Annotated in this window: 23 protein-coding genes and 1 pseudogene; 14 read left to right on the top strand and 10 right to left on the bottom strand. The window is 59.9% G+C overall.

What is annotated here, in order from left to right:
* Positions 1 to 3 precede the first annotated feature (3 nt).
* The 7 genes from J8G15_RS06305 to J8G15_RS06275 form a co-directional block, all read right to left on the bottom strand.
* The gene (locus tag J8G15_RS06305) at positions 4 to 2,367 is read right to left on the bottom strand and encodes an ABC transporter permease (RefSeq protein WP_210546667.1); all 2,364 of its coding nucleotides are present in this window, start codon (positions 2,365 to 2,367) and stop codon (positions 4 to 6) included.
* A gap of 10 nt (positions 2,368 to 2,377) precedes the next feature.
* Complete coding sequence (locus J8G15_RS06300; protein ID WP_210547491.1) at positions 2,378 to 3,037, bottom strand: ABC transporter ATP-binding protein; 660 nt, start codon at positions 3,035 to 3,037, stop codon at positions 2,378 to 2,380.
* A gap of 565 nt (positions 3,038 to 3,602) precedes the next feature.
* A complete protein-coding gene (locus tag J8G15_RS06295; protein ID WP_240538463.1) occupies positions 3,603 to 4,448 on the bottom strand; it encodes a YiiX/YebB-like N1pC/P60 family cysteine hydrolase in 846 nt (281 codons plus the stop codon).
* Between the two features lie 43 nt (positions 4,449 to 4,491).
* A complete protein-coding gene (locus J8G15_RS06290) occupies positions 4,492 to 4,938 on the bottom strand; it encodes a DoxX family protein (RefSeq protein WP_240538543.1) in 447 nt (148 codons plus the stop codon).
* A 132-nt stretch (positions 4,939 to 5,070) separates the two neighbouring features.
* Positions 5,071 to 5,841 (bottom strand): DUF2063 domain-containing protein, encoded by a 771-nt coding sequence (locus tag J8G15_RS06285; protein WP_210546665.1) that lies wholly within the window; start codon positions 5,839 to 5,841, stop codon positions 5,071 to 5,073.
* Positions 5,838 to 6,809: a DUF692 domain-containing protein gene (locus J8G15_RS06280; protein ID WP_210546664.1), complete on the bottom strand. Its 972-nt coding sequence runs from the start codon at positions 6,807 to 6,809 to the stop codon at positions 5,838 to 5,840. The genes J8G15_RS06285 and J8G15_RS06280 overlap by 4 nt, the downstream gene beginning before the upstream one ends.
* 37 nt (positions 6,810 to 6,846) lie before the next feature.
* On the bottom strand, positions 6,847 to 7,101 hold the full coding sequence (locus J8G15_RS06275; RefSeq protein ID WP_255555762.1) for a DUF2282 domain-containing protein: 255 nt from the start codon (positions 7,099 to 7,101) through the stop codon (positions 6,847 to 6,849).
* 412 nt (positions 7,102 to 7,513) lie between these two features.
* On the opposite strand from J8G15_RS06275, the gene J8G15_RS06270 reads away from it, so the two are divergent.
* Positions 7,514 to 8,743 carry an IS256 family transposase gene (locus tag J8G15_RS06270; RefSeq protein WP_210546662.1) on the top strand — a complete coding sequence of 410 codons (1,230 nt, stop codon included), beginning with the start codon at positions 7,514 to 7,516 and terminating at the stop codon, positions 8,741 to 8,743.
* A gap of 167 nt (positions 8,744 to 8,910) precedes the next feature.
* Positions 8,911 to 9,237 (top strand): hypothetical protein, encoded by a 327-nt coding sequence (locus J8G15_RS06265; RefSeq protein WP_210546661.1) that lies wholly within the window; start codon positions 8,911 to 8,913, stop codon positions 9,235 to 9,237.
* A gap of 105 nt (positions 9,238 to 9,342) precedes the next feature.
* On the opposite strand, the gene hutH is transcribed toward J8G15_RS06265, so the two are convergent.
* Entirely contained in the window at positions 9,343 to 10,911 is a 1,569-nt protein-coding gene (hutH, locus tag J8G15_RS06260; protein WP_210547489.1) for a histidine ammonia-lyase, read from the bottom strand.
* Positions 10,908 to 12,608 carry a urocanate hydratase gene (gene hutU, locus J8G15_RS06255; protein ID WP_210546660.1) on the bottom strand — a complete coding sequence of 567 codons (1,701 nt, stop codon included), beginning with the start codon at positions 12,606 to 12,608 and terminating at the stop codon, positions 10,908 to 10,910. Before hutU ends, hutH begins: the two co-directional genes overlap by 4 nt.
* A gap of 79 nt (positions 12,609 to 12,687) precedes the next feature.
* On the opposite strand from hutU, the gene J8G15_RS06250 reads away from it, so the two are divergent.
* The 12 genes from J8G15_RS06250 (at position 12,688) to J8G15_RS06195 (ending at position 23,021) form a co-directional block, all read left to right on the top strand.
* Entirely contained in the window at positions 12,688 to 12,858 is a 171-nt protein-coding gene (locus tag J8G15_RS06250) for a hypothetical protein (RefSeq protein ID WP_210546659.1), read from the top strand.
* Between the two features lie 16 nt (positions 12,859 to 12,874).
* Positions 12,875 to 13,621, top strand: coding sequence for an IclR family transcriptional regulator (locus J8G15_RS06245; protein ID WP_210546658.1), 747 nt, complete (start codon positions 12,875 to 12,877; stop codon positions 13,619 to 13,621).
* 24 nt (positions 13,622 to 13,645) lie between these two features.
* Complete coding sequence (locus J8G15_RS06240; RefSeq protein ID WP_210546657.1) at positions 13,646 to 14,389, top strand: transporter substrate-binding domain-containing protein; 744 nt, start codon at positions 13,646 to 13,648, stop codon at positions 14,387 to 14,389.
* A gap of 17 nt (positions 14,390 to 14,406) precedes the next feature.
* On the top strand, positions 14,407 to 15,075 hold the full coding sequence (locus tag J8G15_RS06235; RefSeq protein WP_210546656.1) for an amino acid ABC transporter permease: 669 nt from the start codon (positions 14,407 to 14,409) through the stop codon (positions 15,073 to 15,075).
* Positions 15,072 to 15,836 carry an amino acid ABC transporter ATP-binding protein gene (locus tag J8G15_RS06230; protein WP_304621856.1) on the top strand — a complete coding sequence of 255 codons (765 nt, stop codon included), beginning with the start codon at positions 15,072 to 15,074 and terminating at the stop codon, positions 15,834 to 15,836. Before J8G15_RS06235 ends, J8G15_RS06230 begins: the two co-directional genes overlap by 4 nt.
* Position 15,837: 1 nt before the next feature.
* Positions 15,838 to 16,548, top strand: coding sequence for a histidine utilization repressor (gene hutC / locus J8G15_RS06225; RefSeq protein WP_210546655.1), 711 nt, complete (start codon positions 15,838 to 15,840; stop codon positions 16,546 to 16,548).
* On the top strand, positions 16,545 to 17,102 hold the full coding sequence (locus J8G15_RS06220; RefSeq protein ID WP_210546654.1) for a HutD family protein: 558 nt from the start codon (positions 16,545 to 16,547) through the stop codon (positions 17,100 to 17,102). The genes hutC and J8G15_RS06220 overlap by 4 nt, the downstream gene beginning before the upstream one ends.
* The gene (gene hutI / locus J8G15_RS06215; RefSeq protein WP_210546653.1) at positions 17,099 to 18,313 is read left to right on the top strand and encodes an imidazolonepropionase; all 1,215 of its coding nucleotides are present in this window, start codon (positions 17,099 to 17,101) and stop codon (positions 18,311 to 18,313) included. The genes J8G15_RS06220 and hutI overlap by 4 nt, the downstream gene beginning before the upstream one ends.
* Entirely contained in the window at positions 18,310 to 19,107 is a 798-nt protein-coding gene (hutG, locus tag J8G15_RS06210; protein WP_210546652.1) for an N-formylglutamate deformylase, read from the top strand. The genes hutI and hutG overlap by 4 nt, the downstream gene beginning before the upstream one ends.
* Entirely contained in the window at positions 19,100 to 20,497 is a 1,398-nt protein-coding gene (locus J8G15_RS06205) for a formimidoylglutamate deiminase (RefSeq protein ID WP_210546651.1), read from the top strand. Before hutG ends, J8G15_RS06205 begins: the two co-directional genes overlap by 8 nt.
* 59 nt (positions 20,498 to 20,556) lie before the next feature.
* Complete coding sequence (locus tag J8G15_RS06200; protein ID WP_210546650.1) at positions 20,557 to 22,503, top strand: acyl-CoA synthetase; 1,947 nt, start codon at positions 20,557 to 20,559, stop codon at positions 22,501 to 22,503.
* 98 nt (positions 22,504 to 22,601) lie between these two features.
* Positions 22,602 to 23,021: an ACT domain-containing protein gene (locus tag J8G15_RS06195; protein WP_210546649.1), complete on the top strand. Its 420-nt coding sequence runs from the start codon at positions 22,602 to 22,604 to the stop codon at positions 23,019 to 23,021.
* Here J8G15_RS06195 and J8G15_RS06190 read toward each other — a convergent pair.
* Positions 22,982 to 23,779, bottom strand: a pseudogene (locus J8G15_RS06190) (carbon-nitrogen hydrolase family protein). The gene J8G15_RS06195 and the pseudogene J8G15_RS06190 sit on opposite strands and share 40 nt — an antisense overlap.
* Between the last annotated feature and the right edge of the window lie 17 nt (positions 23,780 to 23,796).

The following is a 23,796-nucleotide window of genomic DNA, read 5'->3' as shown; positions in this document are numbered from 1 at the left end:
TTTTTATTCCCGGGTTTTAAGGACCGCCACCAAATCCAGCGTATCCACCTTGCGACGCACCACCAAGGCGCTGACCAGTCCGGCAATGACCACCGCAATGACCGCGTAGGCATACGTGGCGGGCAATATCACCATGGGAAAGTCAAACTCCTCGTTTTTGATCAATTGCACGATGCCAGAGGCCAGCAGATAGCCGAGCACCATGCCCAAGGGCGTTGCCAGCACGATCTCAATGGCAAGCTCCCCCAGCAAAAAAGTGGACACCTCGGCCCGGGTGAACCCCAGCACCCGAAGGCTTGCCAGTTCCCACGCGCGCTCAGCCAGAGCAATGCGGGCACTGTTGTAAACCACGCCAATGGCAATCACCGTGGCAAACGCGGTAAGCACCACACTGAACACCAGAATGTTGCGAGCGGTGACCTCTTCAATGTTCTGTTTCATGACTGATTTGCTGACGGCACCCACCACCCGAGGCAAGTCCTTCAGCGTATTCAACAGTTGAACCTCGTGCCCTCGCTGCACCGCCAGCGTGGCCTGGTTGACGACATCGCCCTCACGAAGCAGCCGGTTCAGGGTGCGGCGTTCAATGTAGGCGTTCATGCCCAGAATTTCAGTGAGCACACCGCTCACCCGCAGGGACATCACCTCACGGCGCCCCTCTTGCAATTCCACCCGCACCCAGTCGCCAGGGCCGACTTGAAGGCGATTGGCCAGGCGGTCGGTGATCAACAACCCCGAGGTTGGGGGTGTCAGCACTCTAAAACCACGCCCCACCACACGCATGAGTTCGGGCTGAGCGGGTTTGCCCTGAATGGCGCCGCGCCATTGGTGGTGCGCGTTCACCAGCTTCACAGCCACGGTACGCGTCCCTTCGACGGCCGTGACGTGGGGCAGCCTGCCCAAGTCATGCAACACCCGGGCCGGGCTGACCTCAATCAATGAAAGCGACACGTCACCCCGCCAGACTTGGTGGAATTGGTTGTCAAACAGCTCACCAATGGCGTCTCGCCAAAAGGCACCGGTGATCACAATGGCCATGGCCGCCGCGATGCCAAAAATGGTCAGGCCCGTGCGCAGCGGGCGCCGTTCCATCGTGCGAACCACCATTCGGGCGGCCGGGCTCATCCAGTGTTGCAGGCCCCAGCGCTCCAGCAGCATGGGCTTGAAATTGCCAGGGGCAGGGGGGCGCATGGCCTCTGCCGGAGCCAGTCGAACCGTGTCCCGAATGGCAAACAGGGTGGCCAACACCGCCGCCAGTACCGCCACGCCCACTGCAGCCAACAACAGCACCGGTTTGACCCGGTAAGCCAGCGTAGGAAACCGGAACGCCTCGGCGTACAAGCCCATAAAACCGTGCCCCAGCCAGGCCCCCAGCGCAATGCCAATGCCCACGCCCAGCGCCACGATGAGCAACACCAGGGTCAGGTAATGCTGGCCAATGGCGCGGTTGTGATAGCCCAGTGCCTTCAAGGCCGCAATTTGCTCACGCTGCGTCGCGATCTGGCGACTCAGCACGACGTTGAGCAGGAAACCCGCCACCGCCAGAAATATGCTGGGCAACACCGTGCCCATGGCCTTTTGTTGCTTGATCTCGGAGCTGAGCATGACGTCCGACATTTGTTGGTCACGCCCATGCGCGCTCACGCCGCCATAGGGCGCCAGCAGCCGATCCAATCCGTCAATGATCGGGCCTTCGGTGGCGCCGGGCGCCAGCCGAACGGCGACCTGGTTAAAGGCACCCTCCATGTTGTAGGCGGCTGCCAGAGCTTGGCGGTCGAGCCAGAAAACGCCAAACCCCCGTTGGTCCGGTGAGCCTGCCAAGCCGGCAAAGATGTACTCGGGGGACAAAGCCAGACCAACGATCAGCAGTTCTTCTCGTTTTCCGTTGATGAGGGCGTGAATCCGGTCCCCGGGGTGCAATTGGCGGGCGATGGCAAAGCCTTCTGAGACCAGCACCTCGATAGCGCCACTTTGGTGTGGTGCTGGCAGTTTTCCGCGTCGCAGCGCCACCTTGTTCAGTCGCTGGGGCGTCTGGGCGTCCAGGCCAATCAAACGCCCAATGATGGGGTCGGCCACATTCGGAAGGCTGATGGGAACGTCTTGTTTGAGGGATGTTTTCACATGCGCGGCGCCGGGCAGCGCGGCCAATTGGCGCTCCAGCGCCAACGGCGCACGTTTCAGGGTGGCAAACACATCGGCAAAACGCGCATCGGCGTAATAACGATCGCGTGACCATGACAGAGAGTCGTAGGCGCTGAAGCTGGCAATAAACCCGGCCACGCCGCTGGCCACCACCAGCGCGATGGTGAGCGCCTGGCTCCACATCAGGCGCAGGTCGCGCAGCAGTTTGCGGTTGAGCGCTTTCACCCCATGCCCTTCACCACGCCAACTCGGACGGTTTGACCTTGTGGGCGTTCGGCTCAACCCGCTGAATGTGCCCGCCGCCCAGGTAAAGCACCCGGTCTGCCATGCCGCCAATGGCCGCGTTGTGGGTGATGACGATGGTGGTGGTGCCCAACTCAGCGTTGATCTTTTCAATCACCTCCAGCACCAGTTTGCCGGTGATGTAGTCCAGCGCACCAGTGGGTTCGTCGCAGAGCAGCACCTGGGGGCGTTTCACAATTGCTCGCGCAATGGCGACGCGCTGTTGCTCTCCACCCGATAACTGGGACGGAAAGTGATCCAGCCGGTCCGCCAGGCCTACCATGCCCAGCGCTTCTTCGGCAGGCATGGGGTTCTCACAAATATCTGTCACCAATTGCACGTTTTCCCGCACCGTCAGGCTGGGAATCAGGTTGTAGAACTGAAACACAAAACCGACATGCTCGCGCCGGTATTCTGTCAATTCCGCGTCGGTAGCCGCGGCCAGGTCATGATCATCAAACTGGGCCTGGCCGCTGCTGGGGCGGTCCAGCCCACCCAAAATATTCAAAAGAGTGGACTTGCCACTGCCTGACGGGCCCAGCAACACAATGAATTCACCCCGGTACACACTCAGGTCAACCTCCTTCAAAGCATGAACCTTGACCTCGCCCATTTGGTAAGTCTTGGTCAGCCCCCGCGCAATGAACACCGCAGGCCGCCCAGCGGTATCGGAAGGGTGGCGGGAGGGTTGGATTGGGGTTGATTCAGTAGGCACGGCCGGGCAAGCACTTAGGGCATGTCAGTCTGACTGTGGCATGTTGCCGCTTTTCCAGGCTTGACGCCGGTCAAAAACAAGCGCGGCTGGCGTAGATGCGCAACGCTATCAATTTTCCCCCTGCGCCAACGAACATGCCACTGGACGTGTGTGATGCCGACGAATTGATAGCCTGCGAACAGGTTGCACCTCTCATTCAGAGCGCATCCTGATAGCCACAATTTCAGGTTTGCTCAAGAGCAGCGAAGAGATGACGCACAAAGGCTGAAAAGAGACGTTGGGGATTCGACCGCCAGCGGTGGTTCCCGACGCATGGCGGTCATAGTAACCTTTCAAGGCGAGGCCGGGTAGCTGACATCGACCTGCCATCTGCAGCCTGTCGTTGTGCCGCGAGGGGCAACGTCCAGTCCATTGCCCCTTGCTTGGCAATCACCGCATTCCGACTTGGGTTGTCAAGCCGGCGTCAGCAGTACACGTTCCTCGCTGGCATTTTCGGAGGCGCGGTGACCGGGGCGCCAGCGCCTCCTTCGGGGGCGAAACCGGGAAGCTGGTCGGTTTCCCAGTTCAACGCATGGAAATCGAACCCGGCCTGTAGGCTCGGCTTGACCACCGCGAAATACGGCGACACGTCAAAGTCGCGCGGGGCAAAGAGGCTGTGGTGACGCACTTTGAGAATCTCTTGCACGCAATGGGGGCAGTCGGGGCAGTCGAGACTGGTGCTGTTGATGATGGGGAGTATGGGGTAGTTGATGGACTGGAATGCCTGCGCGATCAGGGTAGAACAGATGGCCCGGGTCGGGTCGCCACTGCCGAGCGACAACATGCGTCGCCGAAAACGCACCGGCACCGGTGGTGTGGGCAGCAGGTAACGTGCTAGGTCCCACACGTTGCGCAGGTCGTACCGGTGACCAAGACGGGCAACCGCATAAGCGATCACCTGCGCGATCTCATCCCCGCTCAACCCGGCGGGCCTGCAGATGCGGGTGCTATAGCCCTCGAACAGGGCCGCCGGCACACTTCGGATGCCCTCGGACACATCGGCCTCGACAAAACAATGCCTAGCCGGCGCTTGGCTGGCCTCCAGAGCCTGGGACCCCACATACAGAGCCGCATGTGACCAGGTCGATTGGGTGAGGTATTTGATGGCGGTGCTGAAGCGGCTGTGGCCTTCCACCAGCAGCACATCGCCCGGTTGCAGCGTCTCTAGCAAGCGCTCGGCCCGGGTCGGCGGGGCGCTGCTGTGGATGTGTGCTTCGTTGGATAAATAACGGGCCAGGTGGGACCCGAACCAACCGGTGAACATGCCCATGATGTGCTCCGTCTGCTTTGTATGTACCCGCCAGTGAGTTGGCTCAGCCGCCGTGGCGGCGTGCGATCCAGGCGTCGATCGACAGCTTGCCTGGACCGTGGGCCATCAGGTAGAGCAGCACGGCGGCCCAGGTGCCGTGGGTGGGGTAAGCGTCGGGGTACACAAAGATCTGGATCACCATCGTCATGCCCAACAGGCCCAACGCCGAAAGCCGGGTGACTAGGCCAAACAAGATGAAGATGGGCAGGATGTGTTCACCGAGCGCGGCCATGGTTGCGCCGATTTCTGGCGACAGGAGTGGCAGCTTGTATTCCTCCTTGAAGAGGAAGATGGCATTGTCCGATAGGCGGGGCATGCCGAGCGTGAAGTTGCCGCTGACGATGTCGATAGCCAAGCCTTCGATCTTGGTCTGGCCCGACTTCCAGAACACCGCAGCGATGGAGAAGCGGGCGATGAAAGCCAGCAGGGTGTTGGGCAGATGGCTCATCATGCGGTGGATGTTTTGCAGCAGCACGCCCAGCCGGTGGATCAAGCCGGAGGTGTCAGCGCCAGCGTTGGGGGTGGTAAAGGTGTTCATGAAGGTCTCCTGGGTTGATTGGGCTAAAAACGGCCGTGCGCTAACTCAGTGGGAGCGTTGCACGTCGATCAGCAGTCCGTGGCGTATCAGGTCGGCCAGGGCTCGTGAGAGGTCGAAATCAGGTTCGCAGGCAAAGGCTTGGTCGATGGCCTCGCCCAACGTGGCCTTGCTCAAAAGGTGGTTCACCAGCTCGGTCATTCCGGGTGATATTTGCAAGACCATGACGTCCCACCCACTGCGAAAAATCAACGCCGATTCGGCCCGCTGTAGATCGATGTCTTCGAGCGCGATGCCGCTGCCTTCCTGGTGTGTCGCCCAGACGGACACGGCCGCGTGCGGCGAGCACAGCAGGTGCAGGCTGGGGGCGAGTTGCCAGCGCACCGAGGGCAAGGCGTCGGTGTCCTGCATCACGGCCGCGATGCGCTGGGCGTCCATGCTCTGTGCGTCGGCAGCATGCAAGGCCTGAAGGCGCAAGAATTCCAGATGCGCGACATCGGCCAGATAGGGCAAGCCAGCGGCGGGAGAAAACTGTGCAATGAAGCTCGGAAGTTCGTGGCCGTAGTGGCAAAGCACGCGGGTGCGCGGCGGGTGGGCGCGTACAAAAACCTGAGCCATGGCGCGGAAAAATTCTTCCCCCACCAGTTCTTCTGTGACGGGAAAAGTGTTGGCCAGCGCGTCCACCAGCGAGACCATCATGTTGTTGCGGTACACGGCGAGACGCCGCGCCGGGTCGCTGTGGTTCCAGGTGACGAGGCCGATGGGTGCGGCATGGGCCGGGTCCAACAGGGCCTGTGACCAGGTGTGTTGCGTGCTCATACAAAAGTCTCCTTCGCCGGTGCGTAGCGGGTGCGTAGCGGGCAGGGCTTCTTGGCTTGGTTGTCGAGTACACCCAACGAGCCCATGTGGCGCTCGGCCAGTTGAGCTTCTCGCAAAAGGATTGCGAATTCGGGCAGGTCGTTGTCGCGTTCGATCAGCGTGGGCTGTTGCCCCGTCAGTGACAGCGCGGTGTCATACAGCGCCCAGACCGCGTCTGCCACGGATGAAGCGTGGGCGTCGATCAACAGGCGGTCGCCGGCACCATCCAAGTCTTCGGCAAAACCTGCCAGATGGATTTCCTGGGTGGCATGACAGGGCATTTTACACAGGCTGCGCGTCGGATCGCGCCCATGATTGATGCTCGACACATAGACGTTGTTCACATCCAGCAGCAGGCCGCAGCCAGTGCGGCGAATCACCTCGCGCAGAAAGTCGCCCTCGCTCCAGGTGGAACTGACGAACTCCACATAGGTGGACGGGTTTTCCAGCAGCATGTCGCGGCCAAGGCAGTTCTGGACTTGATCAATGTGGTCGCACACGCGGCTGAGCGTGAGCAGGTTGTAAGGCAGGGGCAGCAGGTCGTTGAGGAAAACGCCGCCGTGGCTGGACCAGGCCAGGTGTTCGGAAAAGACGGCAGGCTGGTAGCGATCCACTAACTGGGCCACCGAGTTCAGGTGGCTGGCGTCCAGCGGCTCTTCGCTGCCAATGGACAGCCCCACGCCGTGGATGCTTAAGGGGTACTGTTCTCGAATGCGGGTCAGGTGGTGGTGCATGGGCCCACCTGCCACCAGGTAGTTCTCTGCATGTACTTCAAAAAAACCCACATCAGGCTGAAACGCGTGGACATGGGCAAAGTGTTCGGGTTTGAGACCGAGCCCAGCCCGGTGTGGCAGCGGCCAATTCAGGGGAGGGCTGGTCTGGGTAGCGACACTGGGCGTGACAGGCCCAAAAACAGTGGTTTGGCTCATGGTGTTGTCTCCGTTGGTGTCGCACTCCCGGTTGAATTCAGATCTTCTCTTTAAACGCCGCGAGCTGACCAATGCCTGAAGGTGACTTGGGCGATGCGGTCTTCTCACAGCTGCCTTTGGGCACCAGCGACCAAGCGTTGCCCTGGTAGTCCACCTTGGAGGTGCCGGCGCAGGTGGTGCCGGGGCCGGCAGCGCAGTCGTTTTTTCCTTGCAGTGCTACGCCGAAGCATTTTTCTTTGTCGGCACTTTGGGCGGCAACGGGACTGGCGGCCAATGTCAGGGCGGCGCCCATGGCGAAGGCGAGGGCCGCGCCCGAGGCGATGCGGGCGGCGTTGCGGCGGGTGATGGTGTTGTTCATGGTGATCTCCTGAAGGGATTGAGGGTTGAGAGGTGCTTGCCAACAAGGTCGGCTTGCATAGAGGTAGTCGCTACCGTTCAGCGATCCTTACACCAGAGTCCTGAACTTTTGAGCGCCGAGCTGTGAAAATAGAAACAATGGGGGTCAGCGTTGCGCATAGGAAGAGCCCCGTGTAATGAATGACCGCTGGTCGACGACCAAGCGGTTCAGTACACATGGAATTAGCATATGGGTTTGGACATTCTCAGATGGGCGCCGTTGGCCGCAGGTCCCATGCGCCGAGGGTGTAAGAAGTTTTGTGTAAACGGTTATTTGGCAGGAAACTGCTGTCTTGCATGGAGCCGAGATGACCGTAGAGATGAAACCCTTACCCGCCGAGCTGATTGACGCCCTGTTGGCCGACTACAAAAAGCCCGAAGACCTGATTGGCCAGAATGGCCTCTTGACGCAGCTCACCAAAGCCTTGGTCGAGCGAGCTTTGCAAGCCGAATTGACCGGCCACCTGGGTCACGGCAAGAACCAGTTGGTTGCCAATGAAGCGGGCAACACCCGCAACGGGTGCAGCAAGAAAACGCTCAAAGGCGATTTTGGCCAGCTACCCATAGAAATCCCCCGTGACCGCGCCGGCACCTTCGAGCCCCAACTGATTGGCAAACACCAGACCCGCTGGAGCGGCTTTGACGACAAGATACTGTCGCTGTATGCCCGAGGCATGACGGTACGCGAGATTCAAGGCCATCTGCAGGAGATGTACGGCGCCGAAGTGTCTCCTGCCCTGATTTCATCCGTGACCGACGCCGTCATGGACGAGGTCAAAGCCTGGCAGTCGCGCCCCTTGGAGGCGCTGTACCCCATCGTCTACATGGACTGCATTCACGTCAAGGTGCGCGACAACGGTACTGTGCGGGTCAAGGCCCTGTACTTGGCCATTGGCGTCAACCTGGACGGCCTCAAAGAGGTACTGGGCCTGTGGATGGCCCAAACCGAAGGGGCCAAGTTCTGGCTGCAGGTGGTGACTGAACTGAAGAATCGGGGCGTGGCTGACATCTTTATCGCCTGCGTAGATGGGCTCAAAGGTTTCCCTGACGCCATTGAGGCAGTCTTCCCCAAGGCGACGGTGCAGCTTTGCATTGTTCACATGGTGCGTCACAGCCTGAACTTCGTGGGGTGGAAACAGCGCAAGGAAGTCGCCGCGGATTTGCGGCTGATTTACGCTGCGCCCACTGAATCCGAAGCTGAGCGACAACTCACGGCATTCGAGGTCAAATGGGACGATTCCTTCGCTCCGATTGGGCGCTCCTGGCGGCGCAACTGGACACACTTGATACCGTTCTTTGAATACCCGCCAGACATCCGAAAAGTGATTTACACGACCAACGCCATTGAGTCCGTGAACATGAGCCTGCGCAAAATAACCAAGACCCGCGGCTCGTTCCCAACTGAGGACGCAGTGTTCAAGCTGTTCTATCTGGCACTGAACAACATCAGCCAGAAATGGACGATGCCGATTCGGGATTGGAAGGCTGCTCTGAACCGCTTTACCATTCAGTTTGACGAGCGCATGCCGCGCGTCTAACTTAACCGCCGTTTACACAAAATTCGGGACACCCTCTTTTTGCTGCCCTGAAGCGATGCAATGAGGCTGTAGAAGAGCCTTCACTTCCAAAAATCCAACACTGCTATTTGAAATAGCTGCGTTACTTCGCTTCTCTGTCCCTTGGCAAAACGGTACTGTGGTGCTACTTGTTCTGGTACTTCGTGACGGTGTTCGCCTACTTCGATCCGTCGCACGCTATCTGGCTGAACTCTCTCGGCATTAGCGCGGTGATTGGCCTGGCACTTATCCTGAGCGTTGGCGGTATCAGCAGCAAGCACGACAAATGGCAAACATTCCGGCTTTTCCTGATGCCGTTCTGTGTATCGAGCTTTTCCTCACTTATTAAGGGCAAAGGTTATGTCCTGGTGTTTCCACCAGACCATTCGGTCCTTCTTTTTTCGATTGGCGCTTGTGTCGCCTTTGTCACTCTTGTTCGGTCGCTAAAGTTGGTGGTAAAGCATGCAGGCGCCTAACCATCTCCATTGAGAGGACGCTGTCCGGCAAGCCCAGTGCATCTCCTGTCAAACGATAGACCTCGCAATGGCAGAATCACCAAAAATTTGCGCACTGCCATCTGCTTAAACCGCCACCCAAAGTGCCGGCAAACCCGGCAAGGCGCGAAACAGCGGCGATAGGCGGCCCTCGCGCACCAGTTGGGTGGCGTGTTCAATGTCCGGCGCGAGGTAACGGTCCACATGCATGGCGGGCGTGGTTTCGCGCAGCAAGGCGTGGGCGGCTTCCAATGCGGGCGAGCTTTTCAGTGGACGCAAAAACTCAATGCCTTGGGCGCATGCCAGCAATTCGATGCCCAGAATGGTGGCTGTGTTGCTGATCATGGCCTGCAGGCGGCGCGCGCCAAAGGTGGCCATGGAGACATGGTCTTCTTGATTGGCGCTGGTGGGCAGGCTGTCCACACTGGCTGGGTGCGCCAAGGACTTGTTCTCGGAGGCCAGTGCGGCTGCCGTGACGTGGGCAATCATGAAACCGCTGTTCAGGCCCGCATCGGCGGTCAAAAACGGCTGCAGGCGCGAGACGCCGCTGTCAATCAGCATGGCAATGCGGCGCTCGGCAATGGCACCCACTTCGGCAATGGCCAGCGCCATGCCATCGGCCGCCAGCGCGACCGGCTCGGCGTGGAAGTTGCCGCCCGAGACCATGGCACCGTCTTCGGCAAACACCAGCGGGTTGTCGGTGACGGCATTGGCTTCGCGCACCAGCACCACCGCACCATGGCGAAGTTGGTCCAGACAGGCGCCCACTACCTGGGGCTGGCAACGCAGGCTGTAGGGGTCTTGTACCCGGTCATCCCCGTCCAGATGCGAGTCGCGAATGGCGCTACCTTTGAGCAGGGCGCGGTAATACTGGGCCACGTCAATCTGGCCGGGTTGGCCGCGCAGTTCATGAATTCGCGGGTCAAACGGGCCGTCGCTGCCGCGTGCTGCGTCCACCGTCAACGCGCCAATCACCAGCGCTGATTCCAGCACGGGCTCAAAGCTGATCAGGGCGTGCAGCGCCAGCGCGGTAGAGGTTTGTGTGCCGTTGATCAACGCCAGGCCTTCTTTGGGGCCGAGGGTGAGCGGTGTTATGCCGGCTTCTTGAAGCGCGGGGCCGGCGGGTACGCGTTGGCCATTGACCAGCATCTCGCCTTCGCCCAGCAGGGCCAGCGTCATGTGAGCCAGCGGTGCCAAGTCACCGGACGCGCCGACCGAGCCTTGTGACGGCACGTAGGGCACCAAGCCCGCGTTGAACACCGCCAGCAGGGTGTCGACCACCACCTGGCGCACGCCAGAGTAGCCGCGCGCCAGACTGGCGGCTTTCAGCACCAGCATGATGCGCATGATGGCGGGCGCCAGTGGCTCGCCCACGCCCACGCTGTGGGAGCGGATCAAATTGAGTTGCAGCGTGGCCAATTGCTCTTTGCTGATGCGTTGGTTGGCCAGCTTGCCAAAGCCGGTGTTGACGCCATACACCGGCGCATCGCCGTCAGCGGCGCGTTGCACCACCAACTGGCTGGCCTGAATATCGGCGCGGCTGGCTTCGGGTAAGGTGAGTTGCACGCCACCGGCGTGAATGGCTTGCAGTTGTTCCAGCGTCAAGTGGCCGGGTTGAATCAATAGGGTGTTCATTGGAGTCGTCATGGTTTTCAGGCTTTCATGGGCAGGTTCAGGCCTTGCTCGCGGGCACAGGCTTCGGCAATGTCATAGCCGGCATCGGCGTGGCGCATGACGCCGGTGGCGGGGTCGTTCCACAGCACGCGGCCCAGGCGGTCTGCTGCCTCAGGTGTGCCGTCGGCCACTATCACCACGCCCGAGTGCTGGGAGTAACCCATGCCCACGCCGCCGCCGTGGTGCAGGCTGACCCAGGTGGCGCCGCTGGCAGTGTTGAGCAGAGCGTTCAGCAGCGGCCAGTCGCTCACTGCATCGCTGCCATCCGCCATGGCTTCGGTTTCGCGGTTGGGCGAGGCGACTGAGCCGCTGTCCAGATGGTCGCGGCCAATGACGATGGGGCCTTTGAGTTCGCCGCTTTTCACCATCTCGTTGAAGGCCAGGCCGGCCCGGTGGCGTTCGCCCAGCCCGATCCAGCAAATGCGGGCGGGCAGGCCTTGAAACGCAATGCGCTCTTGCGCCATGTCCAGCCAGCGATGCAGGCCCGCGTTGTCGGGGAAGAGTTCTTTCATCTTGGCGTCGGTCTTCTTGATGTCTTCCGGGTCACCGCTCAAGGCCACCCAGCGGAAGGGGCCCACGCCCCGGCAAAACAAGGGGCGTACATAGGCGGGAACAAAACCGGGGTAGTCAAAGGCATTGGCCACGCCAAAGTCTTTCGCCACCTGGCGCAGGTTGTTGCCGTAGTCGACCGTGGGAATGCCCATGGCGTGAAAGTCGAGCATGGCTTGCACGTGCACCGCGCAAGATTCGCCGGCGGCCTGCGTGAGTGCGGCGTGTTGGGCCGGGTCTTTTTGCGCGGCTTGCCACTGCGCCACGCTCCAGCCCGAGGGCAGGTAGCCGTTGATGATGTCGTGGGCTGAGGTCTGGTCGGTGACGATGTCGGGGCGAATGCCGCCGGCCTGGGCGCGCTTGACGAGCTCAGGGACGATCTCAGCGGCGTTGCCGCACAGGGCGATGGAAACCGCTTTTTTCTCGGCCGTGTACTTGGCGATGCGCTTCAGGGCGTCGTCCAGGTCGGTGGCTTGCTCGTCCACGTATTGGGTGCGCAGGCGAAAGTCGATGGAGCTTTGCTGGCACTCAATGTTGAGCGAGCAGGCGCCGGCAAAAGTCGCGGCCAGTGGCTGCGCGCCGCCCATGCCGCCCAAACCGGCGGTCAGCACCCAGCGCCCAGCCAGATCGCCGTTGAAGTGCTGACGGCCGGCCTCCACAAAGGTCTCATAGGTGCCTTGCACGATGCCTTGCGAGCCAATGTAGATCCAGCTGCCAGCCGTCATTTGGCCGTACATCATCAAACCTTTGCGATCGAGTTCATTGAAATGCTCCCATGTGGACCATTTGGGCACGAGGTTGGAGTTGGCAATCAACACCCGGGGCGCGCCGGGGTGGGTGCGAAACACGCCCACGGGCTTGCCGCTTTGAACCAGCAAGGTTTCGTCCGCCTTGAGCTGGGTCAGGCTGTGCAGAATGGCGTCAAAACACGGCCAGTTGCGCGCCGCCTTGCCGATGCCGCCGTACACCACCAGTTCATCGGGGTTCTCGGCCACTTCCGGGTCGAGGTTGTTTTTCAGCATGCGGTAGGCGGCTTCGATTTGCCAGTCGGCGCAGGTCAGGGTGCTGCCGCGGGGCGCGCGCACTGGGCGGGCGACGCTGTCGGCAAAGGGGCTACGGTGGTTTGACATAGGAAACTCCAGCGTGGTGGTAAATTCGCATTAAGTTTAGTTGTCTATACAACTATAAAAGTAAGTATTTACCCTGTAATTGAACGAGGAGAGTGACTGTATTTTTGGTCGCATCCAGCTCTATTCTCATTGGGAGATTGCAGCTGTTTTCACCAAAGGGATGGGGCCAACAATGGGGATTTTTGAAAGTCAAAAAAGAGAGTTGCATTCCCGCCAGTTGAGAATTGATGATTTACGAACCAATGAATGACCTAGATACTGGACGCATGTCTACCGACGTAAACACTCTCTCAACTGTTGATCGCGCTTTGTCCGTCCTGGCTGTTCTGGCGCGGCACGGTAGTGCACTGTCGGCCATGGATTTGGTCAAAAAGACCGGCTTAAGTCAAAGCACTCTCTATCGCCAATTGGCCGCGCTGAAAAAGTGGGGTTTCGCGCTTGAGGTCGATGGCCGCTACGCCCCAGGGCCACTGAGTCTGCAGTTGGCACTTGGCTTTGATATCGCCTCTCATCTTGTTCAGCATGCGCGCGCCGACATGTTGCTATTGGCACAGCAAACCGAAGAAAGCGTCGGATTGATCGTGGCGGTCAACGGTCAAGCTATTTGTATCGACATGATCGACAGCCAACAGTCCCTGCGCTGCTCTTTTGAAAAGGGACGAAGCGTGCCACTTCACAAGGGTGCATCGGCCAAGTGCCTCTTGGCACATTTGCCCAGTAGGGATTTGAGTGCTCTCCTTCAGCCTTTGATGGGCGACGGGTCTCCTGAGAATATTGGTTTGTTGGCAGAGTTGGCCGCAATTCGAAAGGCGGGCTTTGTCGTTAGTGATGGTGAGGTTGACCCGGGCGTATGGGGTGTGAGTGCCCCCTTGTTTTCCCTGGGACGACGACCCGTTGGCGTTTTGACTTTGATGGCGCCGAGCGTGCGTGTAGAAAACAACCATTCACCCCTGATTCAGATGACGGTCGTAACGGCCGCCCGTATTACGCGAAGTTTGAATACCCCGAGCTAGTTTTAACCACCTGGAGACAACATCATGAACTTTCGTCGCACCTTTCTATTTTCCTGTGCTGCAGCCGTTGGCTTGAGTGCCGTCAATGCGCATGCGCAAGACACACTTCGGGTTGGCACCGACGCTACCTTTCCTCCTATGGAATTTGTCGAAAACAACGTGAGAACCGGGTTTGATATTGAACTGGTTGAAGCCCTTGGAAAGGCGATGAACAAGCGAATTGAGTGGGTGGATATTGACTTCAAGGGTTTGATCCCTGGGTTGATTTCCAAACGATTTGACATGTCAGTCTCGGCGATCTATATCACGGACGAGCGCAAGAAAGTCGTGGATTTTTCCGACTCTTACTATGCCGGTGGACTGGTTGCTATGGTGAAAGATGGCAATTCGGCCATCAAGACCCTTACTGACCTGAATGGTAAAAAAGTTGCAGTCCAAGTCGGAACCAAGTCGGTCGGCTACTTGGGGACCAACCACCCTCTAGTTCAATTGGTTGAGGTTGAAAAAAATCAGGAAATGTTCAACCTTGTTGACATTGGCCGGGCGGATGCCGCTGTTACCGGCAAACCGGCCGCTTTTCAATATGTACGTACTCGCGGTGGCATGAGGGTGCTTGACCAGCAGTTGACCACGGAGGAGTACGGCATGGCTATTCGCAAAGACACCCCTGAGTTGACTCGTGCCGTGAACGCTGCACTGGCAAAACTCAAGGCAGATGGGACCTATGCCCAGATTGTCAAAAAATGGTTTAGCGGCATGTCCAAATAACACGCAGGCGGCATCTGATGGAACTCGATTTCTCTCCAGTTTTTGATGGTTGGCGCAACCTCATGCAAGGGGCGTGGGTAACGGTTGAAATTACCTCGTTATCGCTCTTGCTTGGTTGCGTCATGGGCTTGTTGGTGGGGATCGGGCGTCTGAAGCCTGAGCGGCGCGTGGTCTATGCGTTGTGCACCAGCTATGTGGCTGTCATTCGTGGTACGCCGTTGCTGGTACAGCTCTTTCTGCTGTTTTTTGGATTGCCTCAGTTCGATATTCTTTTGCCGGCTTTTGTCTGCGGCGTATTGGGGCTGGGCGTTTATTCAGGGGCCTATGTTTCCGAAATTGTTCGGGGCTCCATCCAGTCGATTGACAAAGGTCAGATGGAGGCAGCGCGATCGATGGGCATGTCGTATGGAACTGCCATGCGGGCCATCATCTTGCCTCAAGCCTTGGTGCGGATGATTCCCCCGCTGGGCAACGAGTTTATTGCCCTGATCAAGAACTCAGCCCTAGTGTCGCTACTCACCATTCACGATGTGATGCATGAGGGACAAAAGATCATTAGTGTGACGTATCGTTCATTGGAGGTCTATCTGGCCATCGCTGCTATCTATTTCATATTGACTGGAATGACATCTCTTGCCTTGCGAAAGATCGAACAGCGTTTGCGTGCAGGAGGCATGGTGCAATGAAAACCCAAGAACCCATCATTCACATCCGTGCATTGCACAAGTCATTTGGCGAGCATGAGGTCTTGTGCGGAATTGACTTTGATGTTCAACCGTCACAGGTTGTCGTAGTTATTGGTCCGAGCGGCTCTGGTAAGAGTACCTTTCTGCGGTGTTGCAATGGACTTGAGCAACCGAACAGTGGATTGGTCAAAATATGCGGCCGCGTCCTGACCGACAACGGCCAGATGTTGGGCGAGCAAGCCTTGAACCATTTGCGTGAAGAAGTGGGCATGGTGTTCCAGTCCTTCAATCTATTTCCGCACCTTTCGGTTATTGAGAACATCACGGTTGGCCCTTGCAAAGTCCGCGGGGTGTCCAAAGTAAATGCTGAAGTTGAGGCCATGGTTCTGCTGAATAAAGTTGGCTTGTCTCAAAAGGCGCACGCGATGCCCGGAAGTTTGTCTGGAGGACAGAAGCAGCGTGTAGCCATTGCCAGGGCGTTAGCTATGCAGCCCAAAGTCATGTTATTTGACGAGCCGACGTCGGCGTTAGACCCCGAGCTGGTCGGCGAGGTTCTTCAGGTGATGAAATTACTCGCCAGTGAGGGAATGACGATGATGGTTGTGACCCATGAGATGGATTTTGCGCGAGAGGTCGCGGATATTGTGGTCGTCATGGATGGCGGAATCGTGATAGAGGCTGGCGCTCCTGACGTAATATTTACGGCCCCAAAGGAAGAGCGCACGAGAGACTTTCTGCGTGCTGTGCTGACGCGTGCGTGAAATGGTTGTTCAACCACTCCCTGCCTACGAGCAAGTCAAAGCCTTCGTCAAGTCGCAAATCACCTCCGGTGCTTGGCGCCCGGGCGATGCGGTGCCCAGCGAAGCCGCGTTGCAGTTGCAGTTTGGGGTGAGCCGCATGACGGTGAACCGCGCTGTGAAAGAGCTGGCGGTGGAGGGGCTGGTGACGCGTGTGCAAGGTTCGGGCACGGTGGTGGCGCAGTTGCACCGCATCTCCAGCACGCTGGCAGTGCGAGACATTCATGAGGAGGTGCTGGCCCGGGGCCACACGCACACCAGCCGTTTGGTGAAGTTAGAGGCTGTGCCGGCTGACGCCGCACTTGCCCAGGTATTGGGTGTGGCGGTGGGCGACACGGTGTTTCATTCCCAACTGGTGCATTTTGAAAACGACGTGCCGATTCAGTTTGAAGACCGCCATGTGAACCCGTTGGCCGCGCCAGATTACATGCGCAATGATTTCGCCCGCACCACGCCCACCCATTACCTGTTGGACCATGCCCCCTTGACAGAAGCCAGCTATGTGATCGAAGCTTGCCTGCCGGACCCGTTGGAGGCCAAACACCTGGCCATGAAACGCGGAGAGCCTTGTTTGGTCATGACCCGGCGCACAGTGAGTGGTGCGCATGTGGCCAGCGTGGCCCGCTTGGTGTACCCCGGTTTGCGTTACAGCTTCAGTGGGAATTTTCAGTTATGACCTGGCATGTTTTGCACTTGAATGACGTTGCCCCAACGCCTTGGCGCAATGGGGGCGGCACCACGCGTGAACTCGCGGTCTGGCCGGAGACCCAGAACTGGGTCTGGCGCATGTCCGTGGCGGAGGTGGCACAGGGCGGGCCGTTTTCAGCCTTCCCGGGTGTGCATCGCTGGTTTTCGGTGTTGAGCGGCGCAGGCGTACAGCTGACCATCGAAAACCGTCGCCACGTCTTGCACGATGACACCGCGCCGTTTGACTTTGATGGAGATGTTCCAGTGGACTGCCAACTGCTCGACGACCCCACGCAAGATTTCAACCTCATGGTGAAGCAGGGTGTGGGCGCCCGCATGGAGCGGCTTCGCGTGCCGTTTGATCGAACGCTGAATACTCCTAAAACAATAGCTGTCTACGCAGGTAATACGGGGGCTAGAGTGCTATTTAATACTGAAGTATTGACATTGGAGCCCCAAACCTTAATTTGGCAGCATCTGCCGGTGGGTAGCCAGTTTCAGGTGCATGCTGAGCACGCGCTATGGATGGAGATTGATTTATGAGTCTGACATTTTGGAACAATTGCAACCTTGCAACGATGCGCGCCGGCGCCGTCATGCCTTACGGTTTGATTCCCGACGGCGCGTTGGTGGTGGAAGGCCAGACACTGCGCTGGGTTGGCCCCCGCACCGAGGTGCCGGCGGATTTGCTGGAGCGCTGCACCACCCAGCACGACGCGGGCGGCGCCCTGATCACCCCCGGCTTGATCGATTGCCACACCCACCTGGTGTACGGCGGTGACCGTGCCCATGAGTTTGAAATGCGCCTGCAGGGCGCCAGCTATGAAGACATTGCCGCACAAGGCGGAGGCATTGCCTCTACGTTGCTGGCAACGCGCAACGCCAGGGCGGAGGAATTGAAGGCACAAAGCAGCGTGCGCTTGCAACAACTTTTAAAAGAAGGCGTGACCACCCTGGAGATCAAGTCCGGCTACGGCCTGAGCTTGATGGACGAGGGCAAGATGCTGGAGGTGGCGCGTGACTTGGGCCAAGAGCATCGGGTGTCGGTGCGTACCACCTTTCTGGGCGCCCATGCTGTGCCGGCGAGCTTTGCCGGCCGGGCGGACGCCTACATTGACGAGGTGGTTGGCATGCTGCGCGAATTGCATCGCGAGGGACTCGTTGACGCCGTGGATGCTTTTTGTGAACGAATTGCCTTCAGCCCCGCTCAGGTCGCCCGGGTGTTTGAAGCCGCTAGCGCGCTGAACCTGCCGGTGAAGTTGCACGCTGAACAACTCAGCGACAGCGGTGGCGCGGCGTTGGCTGCCAGTTTTGGGGCTTTGAGTTGCGACCACCTGGAGTGGTTGAGCGAGGAGGGCGCCGTGGCGATGGCACAAGCGGGCAGTGTGGCCGTGTTGCTGCCGGGCGCGTTTTACTTTCTGCGTGAAACCAGGCTGCCGCCCATTGAGTTGCTGCGTCGCCTGAACGTGCCGATCGCCGTGTCTACCGACTGCAACCCCGGCAGTTCTCCGTGCACCTCGCTGTTGCTGATGCTCAACATGGCGTGCACGCTGTTCCGCCTGACGCCCGAAGAGGCTCTGGTCGGTGTTACCCGCCATGCCGCGCAAGCATTGGGGCTGGCGGACCGGGGCGTGCTGGCCACGGGCCACCGCGCCGACTTTGTGCTGTGGAACGTCAAGCATCCCGCCCAACTCAGCTACGCGTTGGGCGCCAACCCCTGCCGCGAAGTTGTTTTTGAAGGCCAAGTTCGATGACCTACACCCTGCACCATGGCAATTCGCCGCTTCTGGTCAGCATGCCCCACATTGGCACCCATATTCCTGAGGAATTGCGCAGCGCCTATGTGCCCCCCGCTTGGGAGGTGGAAGACACCGACTGGCACTTGGACCAGCTCTACAACACCTTGCCCGAGTTGGGGGCCAGCGTGCTGATGCCAAAGACCTCGCGCTACGTGATCGACCTGAACCGCCCGCCGGATGACGCACCCATGTACCCCGGTGCCTCCAACACGGAATTGTGCCCCACGCATTTCTTCACGGGCGACGCCTTGTACCTGCCGGGCCAGGCACCGGGGCCGCAGGAGTGCCTGCGCCGGCGTGCGCTCTATTGGCAGCCGTATCACACGGCTTTGGCGGCTGAGCTGCAGCGTATCAAGGCGGAGCATGGCTATGCGCTGCTGTGGGACGCACACAGCATTCGCTCGCAAATTTCATGGCTGTTTGAAGGCACGCTACCGGGGCTGAACGTGGGCACTGCCAATGGCGACAGCGCCCATGAAGCTGTTGCCGGGGCTGTGATTCAGACTTGTGCCTCGCAAACCAAGGTCAGCCATGTGCTGAACGGCCGCTTTAAAGGCGGCTACATCACCCGCCACTACGGCGCACCGGCCAACCGGGTGCACGCCGTGCAACTGGAAATGTGCCAATACCTCTATATGCAAGAGAGCGCACCGTTTGCCTATGACGCCGCCAAGGCGGCCGCCATACAACCGCTGCTGACGACGATGCTGCAAGCCGCGATGAGCGCTTGCCGGAAGCTGTATGACTGACGCCACGAAGAGTTTTTTCGCCCAACAAGCGTGGGTCAACGGCACATGGGCACGGGACGTGTTGCTGGGTGTAAATGTCAATGGAGTTTGGAGCGGCGTGCAAGCGGGCGCCTCCGAGGTGGAGCGAAGGGGCGCTGTTGTCTTGCCTGGACCGGTGCTGCCGGGGCTGGTCAACGCCCACAGCCACGCCTTTCAGCGCGCCATCGTCGGACTCACCGAGCGCCGGGGTGGGGCAGTGGGCACGGCCAGCGACGACTTCTGGAGCTGGCGCGACCGCATGTACACGGCCGCCCTGCGTATTGCGCCAGCCCAGTTGGAGACCATTGCCACCTTGCTCTACACCGAGCTGCGCCAAAGTGGCTACACCCAGGTTTGCGAGTTCCACTACCTGCACAACGCGCCCAGCGGTCAGCCCTATGCCGATCCGCTGGAGATGTCGCTCGCTCTGGCGCGTGCTGCGCAGCGCGCCGGCATGGGCTTGACGCTATTGCCCACGCTGTACATGCGCTCCGGTTTTGATGCGGCGGGCTTGCGCGGCGACCAGCGCCGTTTTGCGTCATCGCCAACGTCCATTGCCCGCCTGGTTGAAGGCTTGCAAGCCCAGGTGCGCGACATGCCGTGGGTCAACGTGGGTGTGGCTATGCACTCGTTGCGTGCCGCTGATGAAGGCGCCATTGCGGAAATCGCGGCCTTTGCCAACGAGAGTGGCCTGCCGGTGCACATTCACATTGCCGAACAAACCCAGGAGGTGCAAGACTGCATCTCCCACACGGGTCTGCGCCCGATAGAGTGGTTGCTTACGAAGATGCCGGTTAATGCAAACTGGAATTTGGTGCATGCCACCCACACCACGCCTGCCGAGTTGCAAGGTGTGGCCTACGCAGGTGCTTCCATCATCATTTGCCCCAGCACCGAGGCCAATCTGGGTGACGGCGTGTTTGACTACAGCGGCTTTGCCAAGCGAGGTGGCCGTTGGTCGATTGGTTCAGACAGCCACGTCACCCGCAGTTGGAGCGAAGAGTTGCGCTTGCTGGAGTATTCCCAGCGCCTCGCCCTGCGCCAGCGCAATGTGGCGGCGCAGGCTGGCGAGCACCTTAGCACCGCTGCCGCGTTGTTTGAGGGGGCGTTGGCCGGCGGGCACGCCGCCACCGCGCAGCCGCTGGGCGGTATTCAGGTGGGGCATCGTGCCGACTTCATGGTGCTGGACTCCAACGCCCCAGCGTTGTTGGGAATGCCTGCCGACCACGTTCTGGATGCCCAGCTTTTCTCCAGTCCCGACGCCAAGCCCTTGGCGGTCTACCTGGCTGGTCAGGCGCACAACTTGGCACAGTGGCCCGCGCAGGCTCAGAACTATGCCCAGGTCATGCGTGATTTGTGGAGCGAGTTGTAGGGCAGGACGCGCGGGTGACTTCGCAGGGTGGTGTTTGGGCTTAAAGTCCAAATCACACCATGAACAAGCCATCCACACCCCCTACAGCGGCCAACCAGCCTTTTGTGGCGCCGCCACCCATTCGCAGCCTGGACGACGTTCGGCGGCTGGAAGCGCTGCCGCTGGCGCAAACCGTGGCCGTTCCCAGCACCTACGCCCTGCTGTGTAACTCGGCGCGAGCCTTTGGCAGCAAACCTGCGCTGACCTTTTTGCGCACGGCCAATCCTGAGGATGCGCCGATTCGATGGTCCTATGCCGACCTGCTGGCCGGCGTGCACCAAACCGCCAACCTGTTGCACAGCCTAGGTGTCGGCCCTGAGGACGCGGTGGCGGTTTTGCTGCCCGGTTGTCTGGAATATCACTTGGCCCTTTGGGGTGGCGAGGCGGCTGGCATTGTGCAGCCGCTCAACCCCTTGCTTAGCGATGAAAAACTGGTGTCGCTCATGACTGTGGCCCGCGCCAAGGTATTGATCGCCTATGGCAGCGACGCTGATACGCCACTCTGGTCCAAAGCGCTGCGTTTGCGCACGCAGGTGGCCACGCTGACGACGGTGCTGCGGGTGGCACCCCATGATGAAACATTGGACAGCGAACCGCCATTGCCTGAAGGCGTGCTCGATTTTGGCTCGGCACGTGCCGCCCAAGTCGATGACCACTTGGTGAGCGGCCGCAATATCCTGCCCACTGACGTTGCCGCCTACTTTCACACCGGTGGCACCACCGGCGCGCCCAAGCTGGCCCGCCACAGCCATGGCAGCCAAGTCTTCACGGCCTGGGCCTGCGTCATGATGCAAGGCGTGCAACCCACTGATGTCGGCATCAATGGCTACCCTCTTTTTCATGTAGCAGGCGTTTTGCCCGGCTCGCTCACGGCCCTGGCCGCCGGGGCTGAAACAGTCATCCCCACCACGGCCTTGATGCGCAACCGCGATGTGCTGGCCAACTACTGGCATTTGGTTGAAAAGTACCGGGCGACGTCGGTGTCAGGCGTACCCACGGTGCTGGCCGCCTTATCCAATGTGCCGCGAGGTGCGGCAGACATTTCATCGGTGCGCTACTGCCGCACCGGAGCGGCGCCTATGCCTGCTGAGCTGGGCCTGCGCTTTGAGCGCCAGTTTGGCATTCATGTGCATGAAAGCTTTGGCATGACCGAGATGGCCGGCATCTCCACCGTCACCCCGCCCGGTGTGGTGGGCCCGGCCGGCTGTGTGGGTTTTGCGCCGCCCTATGTGCGCATGCGAGTCGTCGCGCTGGACGCCAGTGGCGGTGCCACCAACACCGACATGCCCGCGGGCGAGCAGGGCATGGTGCTGTTCCAGTCGCCCAATGTCTTCCCCGGCTTTCTGGACCCGGTGGATACCGCGCACGCGTTCACGCCCGAGGGCTGGCTGGCCACCGGTGACCTGGGTTGGCTGGACAGTGAAGGACGCCTGAACCTGAGCGGCCGGGCCAAAGACCTGATCATTCGCGGCGGGCACAACATTGACCCCAAAACCATTGAAGACGCGCTGAGCGCCCACCCCGCCGTGCAGCTGTGCGCCGCCGTGGGCGCTCCGGACGCCTACGCCGGTGAGTTGCCGGTGATGTTCGCCACCCTGGTGCCGGGCGCGAGGGCGACCGAGGCCGAGTTGTTGGACTTTGTTGCCACCCGAGTGGACGAAGCACCTGCGCGCCCCAAGGCAGTCACCATTCTGGCCACCATGCCCATGACCAACGTGGGAAAGATTTTCAAACCCGATTTGCGCCAGCTCGCCACCCAGGCAGTGGTGGTGGCGCTGGTTGAGCAGGTCTACCGCGACCAGAGCATCACTGGCGAGCCTGCGGTCATAGTAGAGATCGATCCGCAGCATGGGGTTCGGGTGAGCATTCCCACCGATCTGGCTGGTGAGCGTTTTGCGGTAATGCACGCGGCGGTGAAGGACGCCCTGGCACGTTTGCCGGTCAAGGTGGCCCTGCACGTACCGTAGTTTTTTGGCTTTTATTTCAGCGATTGCGCAGGGTTCGTCTTTGGCGACAATTGTTCAGTTGTCGACAATCGCCAAATATCAATCCAAGACATCAAACCATGCCTCCCATCTCAGATCTAGACACCCGTCTTCGGCACATGGAGCCGGTGCTCAATGCAGGCGTTTACGTGTTCACACAAAGCGATGGCACGGTGCCGATCGACCCGGCGCATGTCATGGCATCCATCAGAGAGCCAGAGGGCTTGTCGCTTGTTTTGGAAGAATCGGTTGCCCTAGCGGCTGGCCTCAAGCCAGCCTTGCGCTGCGCCTGGATCACGCTGAATGTGAACTCAGACCTGGAAGCGGTGGGCTTGACCGCCGCCTTCGCCACCGCGTTAGGTCAAGCCGGCATAAGCTGCAACGTGGTTGCCGGCCTGAACCACGACCACATCTTTGTGCCGGTGCACAGGCCCGCGGCGCTCGGGCCTGCAAGGCGGCACTATTCGGGTTTCACCAGCGGGCCGAGTGTGTTCAGGTAAGCGTCCACACCCGAATCCTTCTGATAGACGGTGAAGTCCACATCGCGATCCCGAAAGCTCTTCAACGGTTGGCCCAGGTTGCTGCGCAATCCGCGCTCCCGTTCGCGTCGCACTTTTGCAAAGTCCACTTCAATCGGGATCACCTCAGCCCCTGCAGCGGCCTGGTGCAACACGTAGCCTGACGGGTCAATCACGATGGAGCGACCTGTGCCGGCATCCCCTGAGCCGTTGATGTCAAAGAAATAGACCTGGTTGGTTGCGGCCGACGCTCGAGCAATCGACAATTCCACGTCGCGGTCAATCGTGTCAGTCATGGTGGGGTGAAGGATCACCTCTGCGCCCATGGCCACCAGGGTTCGTGTGGTTTCGGGGAACTACATGTCATAGCAAATCGACACACCAAATCGACCCGCGTCGGGCACGTCAAATACGCAAAACTCATTGCCGCCCTCAACGTGATGTTCGTAAAGGCGGAATGGGAACATTTTGCGAAAACGTCGAATCACCTCGCCCTGAGGGTTGATCACTGAGGTGGTGTTGTAAGTGACCACGGTGCCATCTGGCCGCTCGACTCGCTCGAACAGCGAACCCGGGATCATCCACAGGCCGGTCTCCTTGGCCATGGCACACAAGGCCGCCTCGGTGGGGCCCGGAAGCGGTTCGGGGGTTTGCTTGGGGCCGTGCGCAGCCAGCTCCGAGAACATCACCATGCGCACCCAGGGGAAGCGGTGGCGAATGTGACGCATCCAGTTGTTCATGCGTTCCAGATTGGGCA

Source organism: Rhodoferax sp. PAMC 29310, assembly GCF_017948265.1.
Taxonomy (GTDB): domain Bacteria; phylum Pseudomonadota; class Gammaproteobacteria; order Burkholderiales; family Burkholderiaceae_C; genus Rhodoferax.
The sequence above is the reverse complement of the archived record's forward strand: the minus strand, read 5'-3'. Positions and strand labels throughout refer to the sequence as shown.